This window comes from Gloeotrichia echinulata CP02, assembly GCA_038087035.1.
GTDB lineage: Bacteria > Cyanobacteriota > Cyanobacteriia > Cyanobacteriales > Nostocaceae > Gloeotrichia > Gloeotrichia echinulata.
On sequence record CP051187.1, the window covers coordinates 5,004,581 to 5,027,830 of the forward strand.

The 23,250-nt window shown below is 39.5% G+C and carries 28 protein-coding genes and 2 pseudogenes; 8 read left to right on the forward strand and 22 right to left on the reverse strand.

Annotation, left to right across the window (positions count from 1 at the left end; translation table 11 throughout):
* Positions 1-10: 10 nt before the first annotated feature.
* Both HEQ19_22000 and HEQ19_22005 read right to left on the reverse strand, forming a co-directional pair.
* Positions 11-847 carry an EcoRI family type II restriction endonuclease gene (locus HEQ19_22000; protein ID WYM01781.1) on the reverse strand — a complete coding sequence of 279 codons (837 nt, stop codon included), beginning with the start codon at positions 845-847 and terminating at the stop codon, positions 11-13.
* A gap of 393 nt (positions 848-1,240) precedes the next feature.
* Positions 1,241-2,701: a site-specific integrase gene (locus HEQ19_22005; protein ID WYM01782.1), complete on the reverse strand. Its 1,461-nt coding sequence runs from the start codon at positions 2,699-2,701 to the stop codon at positions 1,241-1,243.
* A gap of 114 nt (positions 2,702-2,815) precedes the next feature.
* On the opposite strand from HEQ19_22005, the pseudogene HEQ19_22010 reads away from it, so the two are divergent.
* From HEQ19_22010 to HEQ19_22020, 3 genes and pseudogenes are all read left to right on the forward strand, one after another.
* Positions 2,816-3,916: pseudogene (locus HEQ19_22010) on the forward strand (nickel-dependent hydrogenase large subunit).
* Positions 3,917-4,008: 92 nt separating this feature from the next.
* The gene (locus tag HEQ19_22015; protein WYM01783.1) at positions 4,009-4,191 is read left to right on the forward strand and encodes an antitoxin family protein; all 183 of its coding nucleotides are present in this window, start codon (positions 4,009-4,011) and stop codon (positions 4,189-4,191) included.
* 5 nt (positions 4,192-4,196) lie between these two features.
* Positions 4,197-4,775: a Uma2 family endonuclease gene (locus HEQ19_22020; GenBank protein WYM01784.1), complete on the forward strand. Its 579-nt coding sequence runs from the start codon at positions 4,197-4,199 to the stop codon at positions 4,773-4,775.
* Between the two features lie 56 nt (positions 4,776-4,831).
* On the opposite strand, the gene HEQ19_22025 is transcribed toward HEQ19_22020, so the two are convergent.
* Positions 4,832-5,521 (reverse strand): cold shock and DUF1294 domain-containing protein, encoded by a 690-nt coding sequence (locus HEQ19_22025; GenBank protein ID WYM01785.1) that lies wholly within the window; start codon positions 5,519-5,521, stop codon positions 4,832-4,834.
* Between the two features lie 307 nt (positions 5,522-5,828).
* On the opposite strand from HEQ19_22025, the gene HEQ19_22030 reads away from it, so the two are divergent.
* Positions 5,829-6,251, forward strand: coding sequence for a hypothetical protein (locus HEQ19_22030; GenBank protein ID WYM01786.1), 423 nt, complete (start codon positions 5,829-5,831; stop codon positions 6,249-6,251).
* 75 nt (positions 6,252-6,326) lie between these two features.
* Here the strand turns inward: HEQ19_22030 and HEQ19_22035 are convergent, their stop codons facing one another.
* From HEQ19_22035 to HEQ19_22045, 3 genes are all read right to left on the reverse strand, one after another.
* Positions 6,327-6,545 carry a type II toxin-antitoxin system HicB family antitoxin gene (locus HEQ19_22035; GenBank protein ID WYM01787.1) on the reverse strand — a complete coding sequence of 73 codons (219 nt, stop codon included), beginning with the start codon at positions 6,543-6,545 and terminating at the stop codon, positions 6,327-6,329.
* Positions 6,542-6,766, reverse strand: coding sequence for a type II toxin-antitoxin system HicA family toxin (locus HEQ19_22040; protein WYM01788.1), 225 nt, complete (start codon positions 6,764-6,766; stop codon positions 6,542-6,544). Before HEQ19_22040 ends, HEQ19_22035 begins: the two co-directional genes overlap by 4 nt.
* A 151-nt stretch (positions 6,767-6,917) precedes the next feature.
* Entirely contained in the window at positions 6,918-7,124 is a 207-nt protein-coding gene (locus HEQ19_22045; protein WYM01789.1) for a hypothetical protein, read from the reverse strand.
* 242 nt (positions 7,125-7,366) lie between these two features.
* On the opposite strand from HEQ19_22045, the gene HEQ19_22050 reads away from it, so the two are divergent.
* On the forward strand, positions 7,367-7,834 hold the full coding sequence (locus HEQ19_22050; protein ID WYM01790.1) for a hydrogenase maturation protease: 468 nt from the start codon (positions 7,367-7,369) through the stop codon (positions 7,832-7,834).
* Between the two features lie 22 nt (positions 7,835-7,856).
* Here the strand turns inward: HEQ19_22050 and HEQ19_22055 are convergent, their stop codons facing one another.
* From HEQ19_22055 to HEQ19_22130, 16 genes and pseudogenes are all read right to left on the reverse strand, one after another.
* Positions 7,857-8,231 (reverse strand): hypothetical protein, encoded by a 375-nt coding sequence (locus HEQ19_22055; GenBank protein ID WYM01791.1) that lies wholly within the window; start codon positions 8,229-8,231, stop codon positions 7,857-7,859.
* 18 nt (positions 8,232-8,249) lie between these two features.
* Positions 8,250-9,536, reverse strand: coding sequence for a nitroreductase family protein (locus HEQ19_22060; protein ID WYM01792.1), 1,287 nt, complete (start codon positions 9,534-9,536; stop codon positions 8,250-8,252).
* Positions 9,499-9,987: an ankyrin repeat domain-containing protein gene (locus HEQ19_22065; GenBank protein WYM01793.1), complete on the reverse strand. Its 489-nt coding sequence runs from the start codon at positions 9,985-9,987 to the stop codon at positions 9,499-9,501. Before HEQ19_22065 ends, HEQ19_22060 begins: the two co-directional genes overlap by 38 nt.
* A gap of 454 nt (positions 9,988-10,441) precedes the next feature.
* A complete protein-coding gene (locus tag HEQ19_22070) occupies positions 10,442-11,038 on the reverse strand; it encodes a CBS domain-containing protein (protein WYM01794.1) in 597 nt (198 codons plus the stop codon).
* A 1,008-nt stretch (positions 11,039-12,046) separates the two neighbouring features.
* Positions 12,047-12,379, reverse strand: a complete 333-nt coding sequence (locus HEQ19_22075) for a FeoA family protein (GenBank protein WYM03545.2) — start codon at positions 12,377-12,379, stop codon at positions 12,047-12,049.
* Positions 12,380-12,403: 24 nt separating this feature from the next.
* Entirely contained in the window at positions 12,404-12,703 is a 300-nt protein-coding gene (locus tag HEQ19_22080) for a 2Fe-2S iron-sulfur cluster-binding protein (GenBank protein ID WYM01795.1), read from the reverse strand.
* Positions 12,704-12,883: 180 nt separating this feature from the next.
* Positions 12,884-13,255, reverse strand: a complete 372-nt coding sequence (locus HEQ19_22085; GenBank protein WYM01796.1) for an iron-sulfur cluster assembly accessory protein — start codon at positions 13,253-13,255, stop codon at positions 12,884-12,886.
* Positions 13,256-13,410: 155 nt separating this feature from the next.
* Positions 13,411-14,211, reverse strand: a complete 801-nt coding sequence (locus tag HEQ19_22090) for a HesA/MoeB/ThiF family protein (GenBank protein ID WYM01797.1) — start codon at positions 14,209-14,211, stop codon at positions 13,411-13,413.
* Positions 14,212-14,221: 10 nt separating this feature from the next.
* The gene (gene nifW, locus HEQ19_22095) at positions 14,222-14,539 is read right to left on the reverse strand and encodes a nitrogenase-stabilizing/protective protein NifW (protein WYM01798.1); all 318 of its coding nucleotides are present in this window, start codon (positions 14,537-14,539) and stop codon (positions 14,222-14,224) included.
* Positions 14,536-14,736, reverse strand: coding sequence for a CCE_0567 family metalloprotein (locus HEQ19_22100; protein ID WYM01799.1), 201 nt, complete (start codon positions 14,734-14,736; stop codon positions 14,536-14,538). The genes nifW and HEQ19_22100 overlap by 4 nt, the downstream gene beginning before the upstream one ends.
* A 73-nt stretch (positions 14,737-14,809) precedes the next feature.
* Positions 14,810-15,010: a hypothetical protein gene (locus tag HEQ19_22105; protein ID WYM01800.1), complete on the reverse strand. Its 201-nt coding sequence runs from the start codon at positions 15,008-15,010 to the stop codon at positions 14,810-14,812.
* A 20-nt stretch (positions 15,011-15,030) separates the two neighbouring features.
* Positions 15,031-15,504, reverse strand: a complete 474-nt coding sequence (locus HEQ19_22110; protein WYM01801.1) for a NifX-associated nitrogen fixation protein — start codon at positions 15,502-15,504, stop codon at positions 15,031-15,033.
* The gene (nifX, locus tag HEQ19_22115; GenBank protein WYM01802.1) at positions 15,501-15,914 is read right to left on the reverse strand and encodes a nitrogen fixation protein NifX; all 414 of its coding nucleotides are present in this window, start codon (positions 15,912-15,914) and stop codon (positions 15,501-15,503) included. The genes HEQ19_22110 and nifX overlap by 4 nt, the downstream gene beginning before the upstream one ends.
* Positions 15,915-16,023: 109 nt before the next feature.
* Positions 16,024-17,343 carry a nitrogenase iron-molybdenum cofactor biosynthesis protein NifN gene (nifN, locus tag HEQ19_22120; GenBank protein WYM01803.1) on the reverse strand — a complete coding sequence of 440 codons (1,320 nt, stop codon included), beginning with the start codon at positions 17,341-17,343 and terminating at the stop codon, positions 16,024-16,026.
* The gene (gene nifE / locus HEQ19_22125; GenBank protein WYM01804.1) at positions 17,343-18,722 is read right to left on the reverse strand and encodes a nitrogenase iron-molybdenum cofactor biosynthesis protein NifE; all 1,380 of its coding nucleotides are present in this window, start codon (positions 18,720-18,722) and stop codon (positions 17,343-17,345) included. Before nifE ends, nifN begins: the two co-directional genes overlap by 1 nt.
* Positions 18,723-19,072: 350 nt before the next feature.
* Positions 19,073-19,339 (reverse strand): annotated as a pseudogene (locus HEQ19_22130) (nitrogenase component 1).
* A gap of 220 nt (positions 19,340-19,559) precedes the next feature.
* Between HEQ19_22130 and xisF the strand changes: the two are divergent.
* The 3 genes from xisF to HEQ19_22145 all read left to right on the forward strand — a co-directional run bounded on the left by xisF (position 19,560) and on the right by HEQ19_22145 (position 23,158).
* Positions 19,560-21,107 carry a fdxN element excision recombinase XisF gene (xisF, locus tag HEQ19_22135; GenBank protein ID WYM01805.1) on the forward strand — a complete coding sequence of 516 codons (1,548 nt, stop codon included), beginning with the start codon at positions 19,560-19,562 and terminating at the stop codon, positions 21,105-21,107.
* 729 nt (positions 21,108-21,836) lie between these two features.
* The gene (locus HEQ19_22140) at positions 21,837-22,334 is read left to right on the forward strand and encodes a hypothetical protein (GenBank protein ID WYM01806.1); all 498 of its coding nucleotides are present in this window, start codon (positions 21,837-21,839) and stop codon (positions 22,332-22,334) included.
* Between the two features lie 26 nt (positions 22,335-22,360).
* On the forward strand, positions 22,361-23,158 hold the full coding sequence (locus HEQ19_22145) for a toll/interleukin-1 receptor domain-containing protein (GenBank protein WYM01807.1): 798 nt from the start codon (positions 22,361-22,363) through the stop codon (positions 23,156-23,158).
* Positions 23,159-23,250 lie beyond the last annotated feature (92 nt).

Genomic DNA, 23,250 nt, shown 5'->3' on the forward strand with positions numbered 1-23,250 from the left:
TCAACCCGTATTATTCGTTATTGGTAATTTGGTCAAATATTTCACAACCTAATGCCTTAAGAGAGGACTTAGACACTTCAATCATAATATCAAACATTTTTTGTTCATCCCATTTTTCTCCATTTCCTTGTGTATAAATTGAAGCTGCTTGAAGCATAATTGTTTTATCATGATGCTTAACAAATTTATTTTTACACAAATTAGTGTTAATTGGCATTCCATAATTTGCAGAGGTCAATCTATCTAATCTATTTAGCGTCCCTGAATTATAATCAAGAGTTACCACCCCTCCATCAGGTCTTTTAATTGAAATAGTTTCAGTTAGAAAATTTGACCCTTCCAGAAATAAGATGTAGGGAAAATGGGATTCAGATAGCATAAAATTAGCAATTTCTGATATGTTTTTATGAGATCTTTCTATTGCGTTACCAGCAGCCATCAAGTCTTGATCATTATATTTACCAACTCGGTTTCCTTTTTGGATATTTTCAATGTCTTGCCCTTGATGTTTAGCTTCCGTTACAAGCACCACCCTCCAATTACCGTTATCGTCTTTTACTTCAATTATTCCACCATCAGGTTTAATACTTGAATTTGGCACAAAAAGTGTTTGTCCTAATTCTGAATCAAGTTTCTGTAACGCTTCGTTTATTTCTTTTTTACTTATGCTTGTTTTGTATCTAAAAGATAATTGAGGAAATTCCTTTTCAAGCTTTTTAATTACACGGGATGAAATTTCTCTAACTGCTATATCGTGGGACTTTGCTTCATTTCCAAATATACTAACTACACCTTGAGACTCTTTATGTTGATTCGTTAATCTTTTTGATTGATTTTTTTTAGACATATTGTTTCCTTACTATTACCTCATTTTTACTTAAAACTTTCGGTACTTTGTTCTCTTTATGTATAACTATATATTATACAGAAACTTTCTGTATAACACTTTTAAATACAGGTATATAGTAAACATTACAGGCGATTCTTGTCAAGTTATACAGAATTTTTCTGCATAATATCCCTATTGGCGCGTTATACAGAAATTTTCCTTATAATACACCCGTGAAGTGGGATTATATAGAATTTTTCCGTATATCCCTTGGTATTATCCAGAATTTTTCTGTGTAATACCCCTGTTTAGAGTATCATACAGAATTTTTCCGTATAATATCCTATGGAACAACGTCCTAAAAAACTGCTCTGGTACAAGATGTGATCAGGCTTAAGCACTATTGGATTGTTAGACATTATCCGAAAATTTAAACTTTTCCACCTCCAACTTCAACCTTTCATTCTTCATCCGTAACGCCAATATTTCATTCTTCTGCAACTCAATTAAAGCCTTCTGACTAATTACCTCACCAAAGGCTTTCTTCCGATTTTCAATCCCAAACCATCTTTGATAGGTTTTTGTATGTTCATCAACAGTATGACCTAAATTGTCTGCTGCGGCTTTAATCGGTATTCCCTGCAGATGCGCTCGAATCGCGCAAGCATGACGCAAATCGTAGGGTTGAAACTCAATTCCCACTTTTCTAAACCATCTGGATATATCTCTCCGCATCCAATTAATATTTTGCACAGATGCAATTTTTGCTACCTTTTGTTCTAAAATATTTAATGGCTTGGGATTTTGTAAGTCAAATAATTCTATCCATTCAGGTACAAAAGGAATAACTTCTCGATATCCAGTTTTTGTATTTTTATTCACTTTCCAAGTATGGTCTATATTTTGGGAAGACATCCACCAATTAATATCTGGTTGCACAAATAGTTCCCTTGGTCTTAACCCATAAGTCGCCAACATTCCATATACCCAACGCCACATTTCCCATGTGTCGATTTCATCACTGATGTTTGTATTTTTGCGGTTGAGGGCGAATTTTTCAAATAGTTCAAAAGCAGATACTATTTTATCATCTTCGGGGATTTGTCGATGGGCTGGGGTGACATTATCCCTTGTGACATCGAGTGTAAATCCTAACTGAAAGGTTTTAATAAAAACAGAAGTTACGGCAATCAGTTCATTTTTTTTGTTTCCCTGAAATGAATTAATAATTTCCTCAAAGTTATTTTTTGTAGCCAAAGTGCTTAAAGGAAAGTTTCTTTTAATAACGGATATGTAGTTAGCAAAAGTATTTTGACTGGTTATAGTATTCTGACGGGTTTTATAATATTTTTCCTCAAATGTATCTAATAATTCCCCAATTGTTTTTATCTCTTGCTTCTCTCTAGATTTAATTCCTAAATACTTTTCATTCCACTGGAAAGTATGACGAGCGATTAATTTACCCAACTCGTAACTTTCTTCAATTGCAGTTTTTAATCCCTCTAAATTTGCTGGTATCCCTAAAGACAAGTCATACTGCTTTTTTTCCTTACCTAAGCTGCTATCGCCTGGTTTTAACGGTAGGGTAGCTCGTAACTGGAGAGAATTGCCAGTTTGTTTAATGCTAACTCTAATTCTATCCCTTTTTAAATTAGTATTAGCTTCGACTAACTTCTGCTCAAAAACTTCTTGATACTGTAATTCTGTTGCTTTAATTTTCGCCATTGTTCCTCTGTAGCTACCGTCTGTGGTGTTGTGCGGCTCAAAGTCTGCAAACATATCGGCGAACAAGTCCGTTGAGTCTGCGTTTGCATACTCATGTGTAGATGGGGAGCCATCGCAATTACCCTGGTTTTGATTTTGCCCGCTCATTCCCTAAATATTCCCTTATTTATAAACTGAAATGGTGAAAATAAAATGTTATTGCCGAGCAAAATTACTTCAAAATAAGTTACTCAGGAACATTTTCAGCATACCACCAGTTGCCACAGCAGTTATATGGTGCCTGGTGGTGTGATGTGCGCCCCTACGTTAACGGACATCACCCGCGCCTGGGCAATTCTGGAATATTTCCGCACCAATTGGTTAGAACCCGTGTGGTTAGGTTGTTCTTTAGAACGTTATGAAGAAATCCAGACCTATGATGACTTCATACAGTGGCTAGAAGAAGACCGAAAACATCGGGATTCCGACTTGGGTTTATATTGGCGCATGGGTTTAGATATCGGTCTGGATCGATATGGCGGTGGTGTTGGTAAATATGTGACTTGGGGATATATACCCCACGAAGATAAATACCAAAAACCCACCATTGAAGGGCGAAATGCAGCCTTGATTATGAAAAGTGGTGTGTATGACAGCTTTAGTGATAGTCACACCTTGATGGATCAAAGTTTTGCCCGTGAAAATACGACCCATGCCTGGTATGATGAAGGCACAGGGGATATTCACCCAAGCGATCGCACCACCAACCCCATCCAGAATAATACAAAAGACTTCGATAACGCCTATTCTTGGTCAAGTGCAGTCCTACACCAAGACTTCGGACGCTTAGAAGCAGGTCCGTTAGCCCGTCAGTTAGTAGCTGGTGGGAAGCATGGCGAATCTTGGCAACACTACGACGGGTTTATTCTAGACGTATTCAAGCAAATGGGCGGACCGAACATTCATGTCCGTCAGCTAGCACGAGTTCACGAACTTGTCAAGTTGTACCGCCAAGCAGAACATTGCTTGCGCGAATTTAAGTTAAACGACCCCTGGTATATCAAACCCAAAGAAAAAGATGGACGGGGCTGGGGTGCAACGGAAGCCTCACGCGGTGCATTGTGTCACTGGGTAGACGTAGAAGGCGGTAAAATTAAGAACTACCAAGTAATTGCCCCTGGTACATGGAATATCGGACCCCGTGACGGTGAAGGTAAACGCGGACCGATTGAAGAGGCTTTGGTAGGCACACCAATTTACGATCCTAAAGATCCAGTGGAAGTAGGACACGTAGCGCGTTCTTTTGATTCGTGTCTGGTTTGTACAGTTCACGCCCATGATGCGAAGACAGGCGAAGAACTGGCACGTTTCCGCACTGCTTAGACTATGATTATGGCTAATGGCTAATTATTTTTGAGTTAGTCATTAGCTGTATTTTTTATAATGTTAAATATTATGCCATGAGGGAATAGTGTATGACTATAACTATAGAGGCTGTTTATGAACAAGGAATACTCAGGTTATTACAGCCAATTCCATTAGCCGAAGGAACTCGTGTTGAAGTCACGGTGATTTCAACTGAAGCAAAATCACAGAAAAAAACTCCTGCAGAGATTCTAGCGAAAATTGCTGCCATGCCCATAGAAGCTACTATCTAAAACCTATGATTCAGTCTTATATTAAACGCCTAACCTTGGAGGAATTTCTCGCCCTTTCCGAAGGTGATGTTACATACGAATTTGTTAACGGTGAAGCTGTTCCCAAATATAAAAATGATGAAATGTCTCCTAAATTTTTTCATTCTAGGGTTCAAAAAACTTTAGTGATTCTTCTAGACCAATGCTTTCATAATCAAGGTCGTTTAGAAGTTGAATGGGCTGTTAAATTACAACTGGAAAATGAAGATTGGATACCCGTACCTGATTTAACATATGTTTCTTATAACCGTCTTGCTGCTGATTGGTTAGAAGATGAGGCTTGTCCCATTGCACCGGAATTAGTTATTGAAATTATCTCACCTGGGCAAACTTTCGGGGAAATGACCCAAAAAGCCACAGATTATCTAAAAGCTGGTGTTTCTCGTGTTTGGGTAGTTGATACAAAAGCTAAAACTATAACTGTATTTGCGCCATCTTCTTTGCCTATTACTTATCGAGGTAATCAAGTAATTACTGATGAATTGCTACCCGAATTAGAAATAACCCCTAACGCCATTTTTCAACGTGCTGGATTAAATCCCTAAAATTATATTTGACTAGTTCTCAGGCTGGGAGGCTGCGCCTCTAAAGGCATGATAAATTACCATTTTACATAATTGATTATCGGATTCATCAACATATTTATGAAGTATCTATCCAAAAATAGCCAATCAAACCAAAACCAAATATGAAGAATTGCTATGACCCAAAACACAACTTGATAAGAAGTTTTGCTGCTTTTGTGACGTAGTTGTTGTTGGGCAACAAACCCACCTAACCAACCACCCATTAATTCGCATAAATGCAAATTATTCTCTGGTACTCTCCATTTTCCTTGTTTGGCACGAGATTTATCATCAGCGTAGAGTGCAAAAGTCAGTAAACTCATGACCGGATAAAGGATAAGAGGAATTAGATTACCACTTCTTAGTGCAAGATGGATGGAACCATACCCAGGTAATAGAGATAGTAGAAAAGTTTTTAATACTAATGATGGAGATATGACTACAGATTTCGCTCTCAAGCTTTTGGATATAGTAGCAGATGAAAAATCAGGTGTATGTTTTGAGATAACGCCTTCAATCAAAGCATTATAGGCACGTACCTTGCCGTTTTTATCATTTGTGACTTGATAATAAATGAAATCACCAACTTGGGGACGAAAGTTAACGTCTTTAAATCCAGTTATGTGAATAAAAACTTGTTGACCACCATCGCTGGGTTGTATGAAACCAAACCCCCGATCATCTTTCCATGAGATTAATTGACCTTTACTTGAAACAGGTTTCATAAACAAATAGTATTTCTATACCTATTGTATATTATACCCATGTCTATACAGAAACATAACACTTAAGTAGGCATCATTAACTGCGTACACCAAAACCGATGAAAAACTTAGCATTTCCCCTCTATCTCGTGGTAGAGGGGTTAGGGGTGGGGGCTTAAAAGTTTGCGGTTGGGAATTTTTATTTGGAAAATTTAATATTTCAATTATTTATGCAAAATTCGTAACTTAACACACCAAAAATTATAGAAACGATGCGCTAGTCTGGCTTTAATGCACTTCACTAAACATTAATTTCTAAGGTAAGCTTGTGCCTGATTTAGAACTACACAAATATCTTCCTCTCCTTCCCGAAATAGCACTGCAAGAGTTCACAGAATGGTGTATTTTAGAGCAGGCAAAAGCAGCAGGATATAAATTGACTCCCGATACAAGAAAGTTAAATAACTTACCACCAGGAGAATATATTCCCAAATTAATTGACCAATTTATGAAAGTGAAACCAGACCCGATTAAAGCTGGACTAGTAGCAGTAATGGCTGGACATGAAGCTGATAAACACGCTTTATCTGGGTTGGCGATCGCCGTTGATTTTGTCTCACTTTATGTCAAGTATTTAACGCCTCCAGACGGTAAAAGTCCAGAGCAAGCAGAGGCGATATTAACTCAAGCATCACAACAGCAGTATGAGAAATTATCTCAAATTGCTGAAAAATATGGCATAAAGTTTTAGTTTACAGTTGATAGCCACGTAGTAAGTAATTAAGTGCTTACTACCGTGGATAAGAGAGGAAAATTTGATATTTAGTCAGACAATTTGAAGTGTACTTGGTTCTGGGATAGATTCACCTTCTGCTTGCCAAGCTTCTACGTACATTTCAATCACTTCTTCGCCATTGCGAATTGCTTCCTCACGAGTTTTACCGTGAGTACAAGGCATAATCACGCGGTCTGCAAACTCTGGAATTGTGACTAAAAAAAGCTGATCTTCATCAGACCATTGAACAATCATGCTATATTGACTCATAAGTTTTCATCCTCCCTTAACTCTTCCAGTTCAGCTAATAACTTTTCTAACTGTTTTTCTAGGTAAAGTGGTACATCATCTCCATTTTTACCTGAAATTGTCAGTGTTTTTTGGAGGATAGGGTGTCGCCATCGCTCATGGCTACCTTTACCGCGCTTGGGTAGATAAACAAATCCTTCACGTGTAATCTGAGCTTTGAACTCCCGAATTTTTCTGGGCATGGATTTTGTCTAAGTAAGTCGGTAATTGCACCAAACTATATTATGAAACGTAAATATGCCTAAAATCCTTACCAATGACCAATAACCAATGACAAATGACAACCAAAGCCAGTAATGTTTATTTGCGCCGACCTACTTACTCTGAGATCACTTAACTTTGATGTTTACTTATCTGCTGGCGAATAGCTGCTTGAATCTTGATATCAAAGTCAGGATCATCCACTGTCGTAATAACTTCGAGTGAACGTTCTCGACGCCGTTCTAAATAAGCTTGAAGTGCAGCTTTATCTTCCCGATGCTCAAGGAAATACTCTCTCAACTGTTGGTCAGACATAGCCGCATAATCAATTTGACTCATTAAAGCACCTCCCCGTTTAGAGTGATTTCAAACTCGATTTCCTCATTTTCCCCCGCCAAAATGTATAGATTCTGAGTCCGACTATCGATGCAAATGAGGTGAATTGGCTGAAACATTAAATATGTCAACTGGTAGCTGATTCGATATAAACCCCTCAATTGCGCGTTGCTAGGCATCTAATTTCCGATTAACCGAAGAATATTTCTTCAGTATAAGATTTATTGTAACAACTCAATCAACAAATGTTAACCATCATTGGCTGCGGAAATCTTAACCGCAATGACGATGCTGTAGGCGTGATAATTGCCCAACGCCTACAGCAATATTTAACCACACATCCTCATCGTGATGTCCAAGTTTATGACTGTGGTACTGGCGGGATGGAAGTGATGTTTCAAGCTAGGGGTAGCCAAAAATTAATAATTGTTGACGCTAGTGCCACAGGTTCCCAACCAGGTGCTATATTTAAAGTCCCAGGGAAAGAACTAGAAACCCTACCGGAACCTAGTTATAACTTGCACGATTTTCGTTGGGATAATGCTTTATTCGCTGGGAAAAAAATCTTTCAGGATGATTTTCCCCAAGATGTGACAGTTTACCTAATTGAAGCCGCCAATTTAGGTTTTGGATTAGAATTAAGTCCTGCTGTCCAACATTCAGCCAATCTAGTTTTCGAGGAATTAACCACACTCCTAACTCCTAACTCCTAACTCCTGACCCCTAACTCTTCCTTCAAGCCAAATCGCGATAAACTGATAATTCATCTACCCTCATTTCAAAGGGGATACCTTGAATTTCTGGAGGACAAACGCGGATTTTAGCGCTGCTGACCATTGTATTAAGTAAAGTCCCCATTGGCACCATTTGCTGCAAAATCCGCCAATTTGTAACTTGATCAGGACATTCAATTACCAAAGTCATCGCATTGGCGTGGGTTGTGACATACCAGCGACAGTTAGACAGGAGGTTTTGGATTGGGCGATCGCACGCTGCGTAAAAGTATTTACTAATAGAATACTCTAGTTGCTGACGCAGGATAATATCTGCTGAGGTCAGTTGTATCGGGTGTGAGTCATCTTGGTTGGAGTAATTCTTCTTTCTAGCCATATAGCCTGATTTTCCTACTTATAGTCCAATAGCCATTGCATAAAGAACATCTTGATTAGTTTCCAAAAATTCTTGGGTTTCATCATCATAATAAGCACCAATACCACTACAATGAATTCCCCAAAAATTACTAACAAGATAAACTCTTTGTCCTAAAAAACCAGCTATTTGCATAGCAGTTTGGTAATTTATATAGTCGGACACAAAAAATAAAGTTACAGCGCCATCTCTAGCAATTGCTTGATTAACGCATAAGTAACCTGTTTTTTCACTGAAATTGCCCGCCTTAATTAGATGCATTCCCTTATATAATCCAGGAGCCATCCCCTCGACTCGATGAACAACAGAGTAAATTTCTATTGCTTCAAAATTCTCTGTCGGTATCGGTTGCTCAACGTGCTGTAAGATCCGCAAATAATTTTCTTGAGAAATCGACTGTTTCTGAAACCGCCTAATTGAACGTCTATTCCAAACAGTTTGCAGAAATTTCTCCTTGTCAAAATTCCCATGAGGATGCTCTACTTTTTGGTGACTACTCTTCTGCAAAGCTGTTATTTGATATCCATCTTCAATAAATTGATTTGCTTCAAAATAATCAGTACCACAAACAAAAGGAACTTTCAGCCTCAAGCGCCTAATTTTTTGCTCTCGCACCTCTCCAGAAATCGCACAAGCAGTAATAAACTCTTTATTCTCAAATCCTAAATCTGCATTAAGAGAGAGTTTATCAAAGTCAAAAATTAATTGTACATCTTTGTCGTAAATATAAGCTGATGCAGCGATAGCACCTAAATGGTGCCCGCTATCTAACCAGCAATATCTCATGCTCCTGTCTTTGTATTTCCAGCTAGACCTATAATAAACACAACTAATTAAAAAAATGAATCCGTTTATACTTTTACCTGGTATAATATAACTTTCTAAACCATCATCAATTAATTCATATATAAGTGTTAGACAATTATTCTCAACTTCTAGATGATATAAGCCATTGACTATGCCTTCGATACCGCGAATCTGTACGTAAAGCTCTGTAGGATACAGAGCGCCTGCAGATGGATTTACGCGCAATTTTTGCGAACCATCTTTATACAGCTTTTCGAGAGTTATCGCACTAGTTAAGCTAATAAAAGCATGAATTGGATTATTGACATTTAATTTCAGTCTTCTATAAAATTTTGGATAAATTTTAAATGAAGACGGTTGTGTTGCAGCAGCTACATAGTTAGGATCAAGTTGTACCGATAAGTAGGAATGCTTGGTAGCATCATGATAAACTTTTCCTGTCCTGTTGCTTTGTGGCATTTTTGAGTATCCTTAAAACTTCTCTATTGCTAGCAAAATCTATCGCCTTATAATCATCTAAATTTTTTAAATTTATGTTAGGATGGTACTGTAACAACAAATTAACTACTTCTATCTTGCCCGCTGAAGCGGCATACATCAAAACAGTTGCACCATTATCATTCTGGTTATCAATGTTGATATTAGCAGTCAGTAGTAAGTTAATTAAATCGTAGTGGTTGCCAAAACAAGCAAACCACAAAGCGTTATTACTATCATTGTTTCTGATATTTATATCCGCACCCAGATCAATCAGTTCTTTGACCACAGCATAGACACCTTCTCTGGTAGCCTTCATTAATGCTGTATCGCCGTTTTCGCCACGTTGATTTAAATCGTTAGCATTGTAGCCTTTAGCTAAAAACCATTCTCTTGTTGTTGCACTTAAATCTTGGCTATTGCTTAAAGTCATAAAACATTCCTAGTGTAGTGAAAACTAATAGTTATTGCACTGTATCAACGAGCTTAGATTAACAGTCAAACGTCAACGATCAACTGTTATTTTTGGGAATTTACCAAGAAATTTGACAAAGGTAATGGTGGGTAATACCCACCATTTTCAAAAAGCTATAGACACCATGAGAGGAGTAAAAATTCATAGTGACTATTAACTGCTCAGATTAGCTCAAATTAACAGTTAACAGTCACGACACCAGACTCACCAAGTATTGCAGATAGAAAAAGAACGCCAATTTCCTAAACTTGAAATAACTTCAATACCTAAATTTATGCCATTCCAGAAAACCAAGTTTTGCAGTTTGTATCTTCTAATAAGACAGTATTAGAAAGTAAAAAAAGCAACTGTTTAGGAACATTTTGGAATAGTAAATTGGTGTTCTATCCAGACAGATTAGCCAACAAACTTATTAACCAATAGCCACATAATCTCGTCCTTCAGCGAATAGCTGTCTGGCTGTTTTTTCTGGTTTTGGCGACCCATAATAACCAGCTTCAGCTTCCAGTTCATCGACTATATCCCAAGCTTCAATCGTTCTTTTGGAATCTACACCATAATTAGTAGCAGTTGAACGAGCATTAGAGATAGCCTTTTGCAATTCCTTATGCAAGAATTTTAGTTTTGGTTTTTCAACAAAGTCCCCCTTAGTGATAATATCTGTGACAGAAATAATGCCCAATAATTCACCTTGAATCACAGGCGCACGCCATACACCTGTATTAGCGAATAACCGCGCCACATATTCCACATCGAGGTCAGGATTGACAACAATGCAGGGTTTTGTCATGATTTCATAAACGTGTACTTTTTCGGGATCTTGTCCATAAGCAACAACTTTGGATACAATATCCATTTCGCTGACGATACCGTAAGCATCGCCACTGTTACGAGGTTCTACAATTAATGCTCGTAATTCTTTTAGTTTCAAGAGTTTGACTGCTTCTGCTATAGTAGCGGAACCGCGAATAGTAGCAACATCTTGAGTCATAATTTGTTTAGCTTTCATAACTCTTGCTCCTTAAATTTGTTTTGCAAGTAAGAGAATTTCTACTAAACTGCTGCAATTGTTCCCAAACTGCATTGAGTAGATGCATCTGAATCAAATTGAATTCAAAATCTGATAAAATAGATGCATCTCATCAAAAGCTATTACGGAAATTAGACACTCTATGAGAAAATATTGGACATATTTCACACCTTAATAAACCTGGTTTTTTGTGTGACGAGACTTACGCATTTACCCGCATATTCTGTAGAAGATATCTAACTTTCTACTCAATTTATAAGTTGAACCAGGATTAAGATAGGAATGTCTTAGATAAGTTTGTAATCGCTTTTTGTTGAAGTTTGGTTTACCAGCAACAATTTAGCTTACTTATATATTATCACTCTGATAAATTTAAATTATGAATGATTTATAAAGATCCCCATATATTTCTGGGTTAAAAGGCTTAAAAAACTCTGAAAAAGTCATGAAAATTACAGTTTATTCTTGCAATTTAAGGTATCCATGACTTATATGGTAGTCTGAATCAGAGTCCAAAAATCTGTTGAAAATTACGAACAACTCAAATATGACACACCCTACAAGATATGTTGAGTGTGACACCTGTGTAAGTCCTGTTAAGTAAGTCGGCGCGAAAAAATAAAACTATATTACTACATATAAATACAGCAGATTGCAGGTAAATGAGGTACAGATATTACAATGATTTTCAGGTAAATATACCACGCTTTTGGGGCGCAAGGCCTTGCGCCCATACAAGGATATGTGGTTCAAAGAAATAAAAATTGCTGTATGTCCCAAATGCTTACCAATGACAAATGATAAATGACGACCAAAGCCAGTAAGGTTCAATAGCCGACTTACTTATATATCAATACAGTTCAGTTAAGGAAAATTGTCGTAGGGGCACGGCACGAATAAAATTGTCATTAGAACAAAAAATTTTGGATGTTCCCTACAGTGTATATCATTCGAGCCTAACTGAACTGTATTGACTTATATATACTATCAATTATTAATAATCCGAACGTAAATCGCCTTAGCGGTTGCTCGATCTATTGTAGAAGATGTATTCCCGACTTTCACGATTAAAGAGGGAAAGCACTGTTCTAGAGTGATAGTAGTTCCTATAGTTACCCCAATAGCAATCAGTTTTTTCCTGATTGTTTCATCCTGAACTTTACAGAAAGTAACAATAGCTTGCTCTCCTATTCTGAGTAATTCTAATGAGCAACCAGTAACGCTAAAGGGGGTAAACATTGAAAGTATACGAAATAAATTGTATAGATATCTGTCAAGCAGCTTGCTAAAAGCTAGGATGAAGAAATTTTCATTCTTCATCCTAGTTAAAGCTACAAAATAACCTTAAACCAGGTATGCTTCTTGATGTGTCTTAATTGTGCAATTGGAGCGTGGATAGGTAACACAAAGTAAAGCGAAACCTTTAGAAATTTGATCATCATCCAAGAAGTTTTGGTCATCTTGATTGACTTCACCTTCAACTACCTTACCAACACAACTAGAGCAAGAACCAGCGTGACAAGAGTAAGGTAATTCAATACCTTCTTCTTCCGCTGCATCTAGGATGGTGGTATCTTCATCCACTTCAATTGTGGTGTCGAGGTCTTCCTTTTTGTTGATTAATCTAACTTGGTATGTAGCCATTTTTCCGATTCTCCTCAATTGTTATACAAGTAGGTTTAATTCCCGAAGTTATGGAATCTTTTTGATTGACTTCGAGAAAGTTCGCGGAGTGCGTCTACGGTTCGCTTCTATAATCAAACTTGCTGCTAACAGAACTGTTGAAGACCTCCACACTTATGTCTTCCCCAGTTGCAAATAGTCTTAGCTACAAGGTACACCAGTAGGTGTGCAGTCACCTGCTTTAAAGGACTTACCACAACCACAGGTATCAGATGCATTGGGGTTAGTAAATTTAAAGCCACTTTCAAGCACCCCATCAACAAAATCGATCACAACCCCTTCTAATAACGGCGCACTTTTAGCATCGACGTAAACCAGCACCTTACCTTGCTCGATTACTAAATCGTCTGGTTGCGGGTTGCTAGTAATATCAATTCCATATTCATAGCCACTACAACCACCATCTTTTACAGAGATGCGAACACCTTTAGTTACGCCATTTTCGTCGGGAGCAGAAGCTCGTAAGAATCCCCGTAGACGAAATTCAGCTTTTTCTGTCAAAGTAACAGTCATCACGTCTCCTGATTTGTAGCGATTATTTGTTTTGATTTCAGGTGGGAGTTTTCAGAGATATGCATAGTCAAGAGTCCAAAAACGAACTATAAACTATGGACTTTTGACTTTTGACTATCTTCACGAAACGATGTGCAACTTGGCAGTAAGCTACTTTATGTTGTGCAATTACTGGTGGTTTCCAGAGAATTGGCTTGGGAGTATCTCCAGGGCGCAGTGTTACCACATACGGGACAAGAGCGATCGCGGTAAGAACGGCGTTTAGCAAACTCCATCCGACCCAAATCAATCGTTAACAGTTGCGACAATAAAGGTTGACTAAAGCCGGTAATCAGCTTAATCGCCTCCAGCGCCGTCAGACAAGCCAGCGTCCCAGAAACCGCACCCAATACAGAAAAGGCGCGTCGATCCCAATCAGGCTTTTCGGGAAACAGACAGGACAAACAAGGAGTCACACCAGGAATAATCGTCGTCAGGTAAGCCTCCATCCCGTCCATAGCGGCTTCCACCATAGGCTTACGCCAGCGCACACAAGCCTCGTTTAACAAATTGCGCTCTGTAAAATTGTGGGCGCAATCAAGAGCCATATCAGCGGACTGTACCAACGAATCGACATTTTCCGGGGTGATGTAATCATGAACTGCTTCCACTTGGACATCAGGATTAATCGCGTCCAAAGTTTCTTTAGCTTTGAATACCCTTGGCTGACCTACCCAATCGTCCGTCATCAAAATTTGACGATTCATATCATCTAGCCGCAAGTCACCACCCCGAACCAAGATTAGTCGCCCAACGCCCGCTACTGCTAGGTAAAGCGCCGCCGTACCGCCTAATCCCCCCACACCTGTAACCAAAACCGTCGCTGACTTCAGGCGCTTTTGTGCTACTTCGCCAAAATTTGGGAGCATCATTTGGCGACGATAGCGTTCTAATTCGGTAGGCGTCAGGTTTACCACTTTTTACCTCCTAATCAGAAGTGATTTCTGTCAGCTTGACTACATTTTTCGGCTTGTCATTAAACACCTTGAACAGTTTTTGTTCATGGGGTGTTGATTCCATAAATACTTCATAGGCTTTTTGCAAAGCTTCAGCATATTTATTTAGCCGTTCTTCCGAACTTAACCCAGCAGAATTTTCATCAACTTCGCTGATGTATTGAGAAAATTTCTTGAGAATATGTAGACGATTTACATTGACAAATTTTTGGTCGTAGGGCAGGTCAAAAAATTTAAAAAATTCTTCTGCATCTACAAGGTGCTTGAATTCTTCAATAGTTCCGGTCATTCGCAATTCTCCAATTTTTTTAGCTGTTTCTTAAGTTCATCTAACTGACGATAGATCTCATAAGTCTCAGCCGCAACATCCTTAAGTTTCTCGAAATCTGTTGGTAGCCCTTCTGCTAAATCATGCAGATCCATTTTCATTTGACCTGCCTTACTATTGAGGCGTCTAATCTTACCTTTTAGCTCCTCAATTGTCATTTTTACTTTGTCCTTTGTCCTTTGTCATTTGTCCTTTGTCCTTTGTCATTTGTCATTTGTCATTTGTCATTTGTTATTTGTCCTTTACTAATGACCAATAACCCTTGATCAATGACCAATAACCCTTGACCAATAACCCTTGACCAATGACCAATGACCAATGACCAATAACCCTTGACCAATGACCAATGACCAATGACCAATGACCAATGACTAATGACCAATGACCAATGACCAATGACCAATGCCCAATGCCCAATGCCCCATGCCCCATGCTCAATGATTAATGATTAATTAAAGTTTGCCTACTTCAGGAAAGCGCTTCGCCAAATCAATGCCTTTTTGTACTAAAGCTTCTCCCTCTTCTGCAACTTTTTCTAGGGATTCAAAACCAAACCGATGAGCATCCCGCAAAGTTCTCACAGCTAATAATAGCCGACCAGAAAACACTAAAGCCCAGCCAAATCCTTCATGGCTCAAATCAACTACAACTTGGGATATCAGACCTGTTTCCTGTTCAATGCGGGCGGCTACAGCCCGATAAAATGCCATAATCCGTGATTTTGTAATCGGATCTACCTCACCTTCTAGAGAAATTTCGCGTTTCTTTTGTTTGGTGACAACATATGGCTTAAGAATTAATTCATCTGCCCAATTCCGGTAAACTCCATAGCTATCTTGACCCCGGATTTGTTGCACTATTGCCTTGAGAAAAGGCGAGGTTACTGCTGTGCTGCTGGTTCCATTTACACTATTATCTGCGCTCATACTTTTGCTTCATTTTCTATTTCATCTTCAAAGTTTGTGGTTTTTTGCTGTAAGGCTTTCCGCAGCCAAGGGGGAGGATTACCTTTGAGAGTTTGCACTAACTTATTTAGGACATCAGCAATTTCTTCTTCTTCGGATTTTGCTTTAACAGGAGTGACACCTTTTTTGATTAACCGAGCAGCAGCACTACCACCAATTGCTAAAACATAAACAATTGTGCAGTCAACTAATGCATCAAGTTTGGGTGTAATTTTATCCTCGTTACCATCTTCTTTGAGGTCTCCCTCAAATTTCAGAGTTTCCAGGAATGAATATCCCTCATCTGAAATTTCATAAACATCAATTTCTCTTGCCCATCCGAAGTGAGCATTAACATGAATCCGGTCACTTGTCGTGAAGGCAATTTTCATCCTAGTTTGTCCTTTGTCATTTGTCATTTGTCAAGAGTCAAGAGTCCATAGTCAAGATTTCATAGTCAATATTGATAACTCTTGACCTTTGACCCTTGACCCTTGACGATTACCAATCACCATGAAAGCGTTTAACTCTTTCTTCTTCTGCTTCTAAAAATAGGTTGCCAATGCCAAACAAAAGTTCCATTGTGCCGCGATAACCTACTTTGGTAAATTGACCATTACCCAAGCGGTCATAAATGGGCAGACCCAGACGATAGAGAGGAATGGAAAGCCGTTTGGAAATGCCTGTTAAATTAGAGTTACCAATCAGTAAATCAGACCCAACAGCTAGTTCTTCAAGGTCTTGCAAATCACCGATGGTTACACTCTTAATGGGGAGTTTTTCTAGGAGAGGCGATCGCGTTGTGGTGACTGCAGCATGAACCTGAGCGCCCATTGAATGCAGGAAATGCACTGTTGACCACAATAAATCTGGTTCTAATGCTAAAGATACTCGCTTTGCACCAAAGTAAAAGTGAGTGTCTAACATTGCATCTTGCAACTGGCGACGTTGACGGCGGTATTTTTCCGGTACACTATTGCTACTGAGAATCGCCAAGGCTTGCAGAAACTCATCTACAGGTTCTAATCCTGTCAATTCACCAAACACCTCGAAGGGGGTATTAAACCGTTCTTCCAGGATTTTTGCTGCACCCCGCATACTCTCACCCAGGGCGAGAGTGAAGGCAGAACAGCCGATCTCTCGTAGTTCTTTGAGAGTGGTACCACTAGCTGTAATGGCACTATAGGAGTCTTCTAAATGACCATCTAATGAAGCGCTCACGTCAGGTACGACTATAGGTATTAAGCCAAAGGCTGTTACCATCTCCTTAATTTCTTGTACATCCCCTGGGGTTAAACTCGAACCTGCCAAAATCGTTACTTGCTCAGTTTTGATGGCACCTGCTTTTGGCAATTCTTTAACGATACTTTCTACAGCAGCTGCAAAGCCATCCTGCAAAGCACCCTTAAAATCGGGAGTGGGAGCAAAGACGATCGCCAGATGAGACAGTTCTGGATGACGTTTGCGAATCTCTTTGAGAATTCCCTGCATGTCATCCCCTCTAGTTTCCGTCAACCCAGTGGTACATAGACCAATAATTTCTGGTTGGGACTTCTCTACTAGGGTGAGAATGGCCTGTTCTACATTATCTTCACCACCTAAAATGGTAGTGACTTCGGTCATGGCTGTTGTAGCCAAGGGAATCGCCTCACGGAAATGTCGCACCAAGACGACTTTGGCAAAAGCAGTACAGCCTTGGGAGCCATGAAACAGAGGTATTGTCCCCTTTAATCCCAAAAAGGCTAGGGATGCACCTAAAGCTTGGCTTTGCTTGAGGGGATTAACTGTAAGTGCTTTGTTAGGAACGGTGACGATCGCCATTAAACTACCTCCTGATCCCAAGGTGCGGGCTTGCGTATTTGCTCCCAAATTGGGCTATACAGGGCTTCATACAGTTCTCTAGCCATTTCTACCATGCCGATATAACCCGCATAGGGATGGTGGCGTTCTTGGTTGATGTCGAGGAAGGGAATTCGCGCTTTCAGGGCGGTGTATTGATTGCGACCACCTGCAATCAACATATCGGCTTTCGTATCCTGAACCAGTTGCAATAAGTCTTTGGCATTGCCCTTTTCTAGCATGATACCGTCGTTGCCGAGCAACTTCTTAATACGCGCTTTATCCTCTTCTGTACTTTTGCGGGTGCTGGTAGCAACAACTTCAATTCCTAAGTCCTTAGCTGCGGAAATAATTGACCAACTCTTGACGCCTCCGGTATAAAGTACAACTCGCTTACCTTTGAGGCGGGCGCGATAGGGAGCCAAGGCCAAATCCAAAGCCGCTGTTTCTTCAGCAATCAGCTTTTCTGTCCGTTGTTGCAAATCAGGATCACCCAATTTAGCTGCAATGTTTCGCAGACAGCGGTTCATGTCATCAATACCATAGAATGACTCTTCAATGTAGGGAATGCTGTAAAGCTCCTCCATTTTTCTCGCCATATTCAACAAAGCTCGTGAGCAGATCATCACATTGAGCTTGGCGCGGTGGGCGTAAGTAATTTCTTGGTAACGAGCATCGCCTGTAATTTTAGATAAGACACGAATGCCTAATTTTTCTAACAGGGGTGTGACTCCCCACATTTCCCCAGCGATGTTGTACTCACCGATTAGATTTATATCATAGGGCGTCGTGTATTCCGGTTCTGCTTTACCGATTACATATTCCAGCAAAGCTTCACCGCCAAAACGGTTCCCCAAATTTTTACTACCAATAAACCCCGGAGCAATCACGGGGATAACTGGCGTACCAATTTTATCAGCAGCCGCTTTACAAACAGCATCAATATCATCGCCAATTAGCGCAGTTACGCAGGTAGCGTAGACAAATACCGCCGCCGGATTGTAGCGTTTATTTAGTTCTAGAATCGCTTGATAGAGCTTCTTTTCGCCACCGAAGATGACATCATTTTCACCCAAATCAGTGGTAAAACCCATTTTGTAGAGTTGGGGGCCTGAAGATAAACTCCCACGACTACCCCAGGAGTTACCTGCACAGGCGATCGGTCCGTGGACTAAATGAGCCGCATCAGTAATCGGCACGAGGGCAATCATAGCACCATCAAAAGCACAACCCCCTTGAGCCGCGCCTGGTTGTGCTTGTTGGGTACAAGATTTATTTTTCTTTTCCCCTTGTTTGTGCTGATTATGTTCGCATCCTGGCTCACTAAGCAGCTCGTTGATTTTACCTTGGGTGATTTTCATTTCTCTTCTCTTGCTGAAAGTTGTTCTTTGTCATTTGTCATTTGTTACTTGTCCTTTGCATAACCAATGACCAATGACCAATGACTAATGACTAATGACTAATATCTAGCAAAGGATGGAAAATATCGAATAAACTAGACTTTTTGTAGTTAGGTGAATGGTAATTAAGTCGAGAGTAATTGTGAATGATACTTTCCATAAAAGATATCTCAGATCAAAGTAAAAAATGAAAAGTAAAAAGTTAAAAGAATGACTTTTTACTTTTTACTTTTTGCTTTTTACTTTCGGGGCACGCCACAATTCAGTAGTGCTGAGAATTGTACTCAGCACTGTTTTAGGTAATCTGATTTCTAACGAATCAAATCGTAGGAAATGTCAGTCTTAGAAGGAATGTTGGTGTTGCGATCGATTTCTTCAAAGACGGTGTTTACTACCCAGTTGAGCAAGTTGATCACACCTTGATAACCGATGGTGCTGTAGCGGTGGTAGTGGTGACGATCCATGATGGGATAGCCGATTCTGACAAGGGGAATCTTGGTGTCACGCCACAGGTACTTACCGTAGGTGTTACCGATGAGCAAGTCAACAGGTTCTGTGAACAACAGTGAACTAATGTGTTTGCTATCATGCTAAATTAATTTATAGCAGTTTTCAGGTAAATAGTCCACGCGGTAGGGGCGCAAGTCCACCCGGTAGGGGCGCAAGTCCACCCGGTAGGGGCGCAAGTCCACCCGGTAGGGGCGCAAGTCCACCCGGTAGGGGCGCAAGGCCTTGCGCCCCTACAAGGATATGTGGTTATTGCGTGAAAATTGCTGTAACGCTTCTATGGTTTGATATATGGATGTTTGGGGATATGCTCGCGTTAGTACAGATGAACAGGCTGAAGATGAAGGCGCGTTGATTAAACAAATGCGTCGGTTGCGTGGTGCTGGAGCAACACACATATATTACGACGTGGAAAGTCGTACCAGTGACCAGCGCAAAGGGCTTTTACAGTTGATTGAAGATATCAACATATCTGCGCCTGGTAAGGTTTCAAAGTTGTTATTTATTCGGATTGATCGTTTAACATCTTCATCAATGACCTTTTATCGTTTGATGGATGCATTGAAAAAGAAAGGTATACAACCTTATGCTTTAGATGAGCCGTTTGATTTGTCGAGTATTGGTGGTGAGTTAACAATAGATGTAAGACTAGCAGCATCTAAGTATGAGGTGAAAATGCTGGCGATGCGAGTTAAGAAAGAGCGCGACACCCGCAAAGCAAATAAAAAACCCCATTGGAATGCACCATTGGGGTATATGGTTGAAGATGACAAATACAAACGCGATGACCGTCTCTGCGTTTGTTTGATTGAAGGGAAAGAAGAATTAACGCGATCGCAATTGATGCGATTGGTATTTGATACTTTTTTGGCAGTCGGTACTGTGTCACAAACAGTTAAATTACTGCATGAAATTTTAGGTATTCAAGCCAAAGCAGTGTCCAAAGCTACCGATAACAGAATGAACCTCCTAGAGGCGGAAGACGAAATCTTGTTAGAGAATATCAACAAATCTCGCAGCAGCGGATTAAATCTTCGTTATCCGCACACAGGATTGAAATGGTCAGTTTCTGGGTTACGTTCCATTTTGGTAAATCCTATCTACGCCGGGGGGACACTATATAACACAGTAGTTCGTCCTAAAGGACATCGCAAACCCTTTGATGAATGGGAAGTGATTTGGGGAACCCACGAAGACGAAGCGATTATTACTCGTGAGGAACACGAACGCATAAAAGCGATGATTCGTAATAATCGGAATAATCGTTGGGCGACAGAACAAAAATCTACTAATCCCTTTGCTAACTTAGTTAAATGCGCTCATTGTGGCGCCGCTTATAGTCGCCAATGCAAAAAGTTAGTTAAACGCAAAGGGTTTATTCGTCATCACTACCAATGCAGTTTTTACCGCACAGGTGCTTGTCATAACGGACGGATGATTGCTTCTGATGAATTAGAACAACAAGTAATTCAGCATCTAATTAGTGAAGCTGAACGGTTAGCTGGATTGCTAGAACAAGAAGTTAATTTTACAGAAGAAGCACCAGAAATCAAAACACTTCGCACATCTTTAAATACTTTAGAAGCATTACCATCAAATCCTGCAATTGAAAAAGCTAAAGAAGATATCAGAATGCAAATTGCAACTGCTATTTCTCTGACTAATAATGCATCCAAACAATATTTAATCGCCAAAGAGCGAATTGTTGTGGCATTTTCTAACGAGAGATATTGGCAAGGTTTAGAGGCGGAGGATAAACAAACTTTACTTCAAGGGTGTGTGAAAAGAATATTGGTAGATGGTAAGTTGGTGACTGCAGTGGAATTGCTGCATTTGTAATTAGAGGATGTTGATTTGAAACCTCTCTCCAAACCTCTCCCCTGCAAGGGGAGAGGCTTTGAAACCCCCCTTCCCTTGTAGGGAAGGGGGGTAGGGGGGTTAGGTTTCTGAGGTTTTGGTGTTAGCTATAATACTTTTAAAAGATCCGCGTTACCCCACCCCAGTTTTGTCTGACGACAAAACGTCCCCTCCCCGCTTGCGGGGAGGGGATTGAGGGGTGGGGTAAAATGTATGTCGGGTAATACCATTTCACCAAAACTCCGATACATATAGATTTCGCGTAAGGGCACGGCAATGCCGTGCCCCTACCAACGTATTTGTATCATACTTAAAGTGAAACGGTATAAGCGTTTGAACTTACACCAATTTTCAGTTCATTGAACCACATATCCACATATTTTGTAGGGGCACGGCAATGCCGTGCCCTTAGTGGTGAGGTTCCTGTTTGTGATTAATCCAAGCAATCTAATATTTGTATGTTGTATGTAAAAAACAGTATAAATACGTAAGCTTTTTGAGGTTTTGCCAGATTATAAATAAATAGTAAAGCAAAAAACGCGGGCGATTTTAGTTAAAAATTAACTAAAAGAAAACGTCCAGATATTCCCATGCTTGCTGTGTATTTTTTGCTACTCAATATTATTTGTCGCAGGCGATCACTTGTGCCAGTTGCGTAAGTCCTGTATAATGTAGTTATTCAGTAATACAGGTACTAATCACTACGAACTTATGCCTAGATTTGACCCAGCAAAATTAAAAAAAGTATCTTTTAGCCTTCCGTTTGGCATTGGTTCTGTTGAATGGGAAGCTGATCCAACAGAGCGTAGAGCAGCTTGGTCACTGTACGTTGAACTTGTAACCCGCATTGCTGTTCAAGCATTAGAAGCTGATCAAGGACTTTTGCGAGAAGCTCTGACATCTTTATACAATTTGTTTCCAGTAACAAGACAGATTCTAAAAGAAGCTGGCCCGGATGTTGGAGCATCCCGTGATTCTGTTGGGGGTATTGCGATCGCAGTGCTAAATAATGGCTTGCGTCCTTTCCTTGCCAAGTGGCATCCCTTATTGCAAACATGGGAGGCAGAACGCCCTCCTAACTTGAGTCCGAAACAGCATGAGCAGAAATGGCCTGAAGAATCAAAATTGCGAGAAGAACTGGAATCGCTGAGGAAAGATTTGGAGCAGTATGCAAATGCGTTAACAGTAATTGCTGGAGTAGAAGAATAAACAAATAATATTAGATCGAAGTAATTATGACTGATCAGTATGATGTGTTTATTAGTCATGCGAGTGAAGATAAGGATAGCTTTGTTAGACCTCTAGCTCAAGAGTTACAAAAGAGAAATTATCGTGTTTGGTATGATGAATTTTCTCTAAAACTCGGAGATAGCCTACGTAGTTCAATCGATAAAGGTCTTAGCAATTCTAAATATGGAATTGTTGTACTCAGTCATAATTTTTTTAAAAAAGTATGGACTGAGAAAGAACTAAATGGACTGAATGCAAAGGAAATTACAGGGGTAAAAAGTATACTGCCTCTTTGGCATAATGTATCGTATAAAGACATTGTGCATTACTCTCCTACTCTTGCTGATAGAGTCGGAGTTAAGACTTCCGAAGGTTTGAGTTCTGTTGTTAGCAAAATAGTTGAAGTTATTGATCCATCGCAGTCAAATTCTAATCATGTTGATGATGATTCAAAACATTCAGTTATTGATGATTATAATTCAACACAAAATGCAGCTACATTTAGCGCAGTTGTTGACGCTTTAGTTGATACAAATACTATTAGATTGGATTATATCTCGCTAAATTTTTGGAATCCTACAAATTTAATTATGGGTCTTGTCAATTTAAAACTTCAAATTAATCAGAACACCCCTATTATCAAACGTGTTCATATAGGTAAACACAAATTATTGAGTCAATTTACTTGTATGAAATACGGGAGAACTAGAATAGCTGAGATTACTGTTGATATAAAATTAAGCGAAGTCAACTATTTTTTGAAAGTAGATGGTAAAGAATATAAATTACTTAGAGATTGTTAAAAACATAATTAAAGATAACATAATTTGCTTATATTTTTGCTGGGATATGTCTGCTAACTGGAAATGATTTAAAATAAGGTAAGAGTTTATGA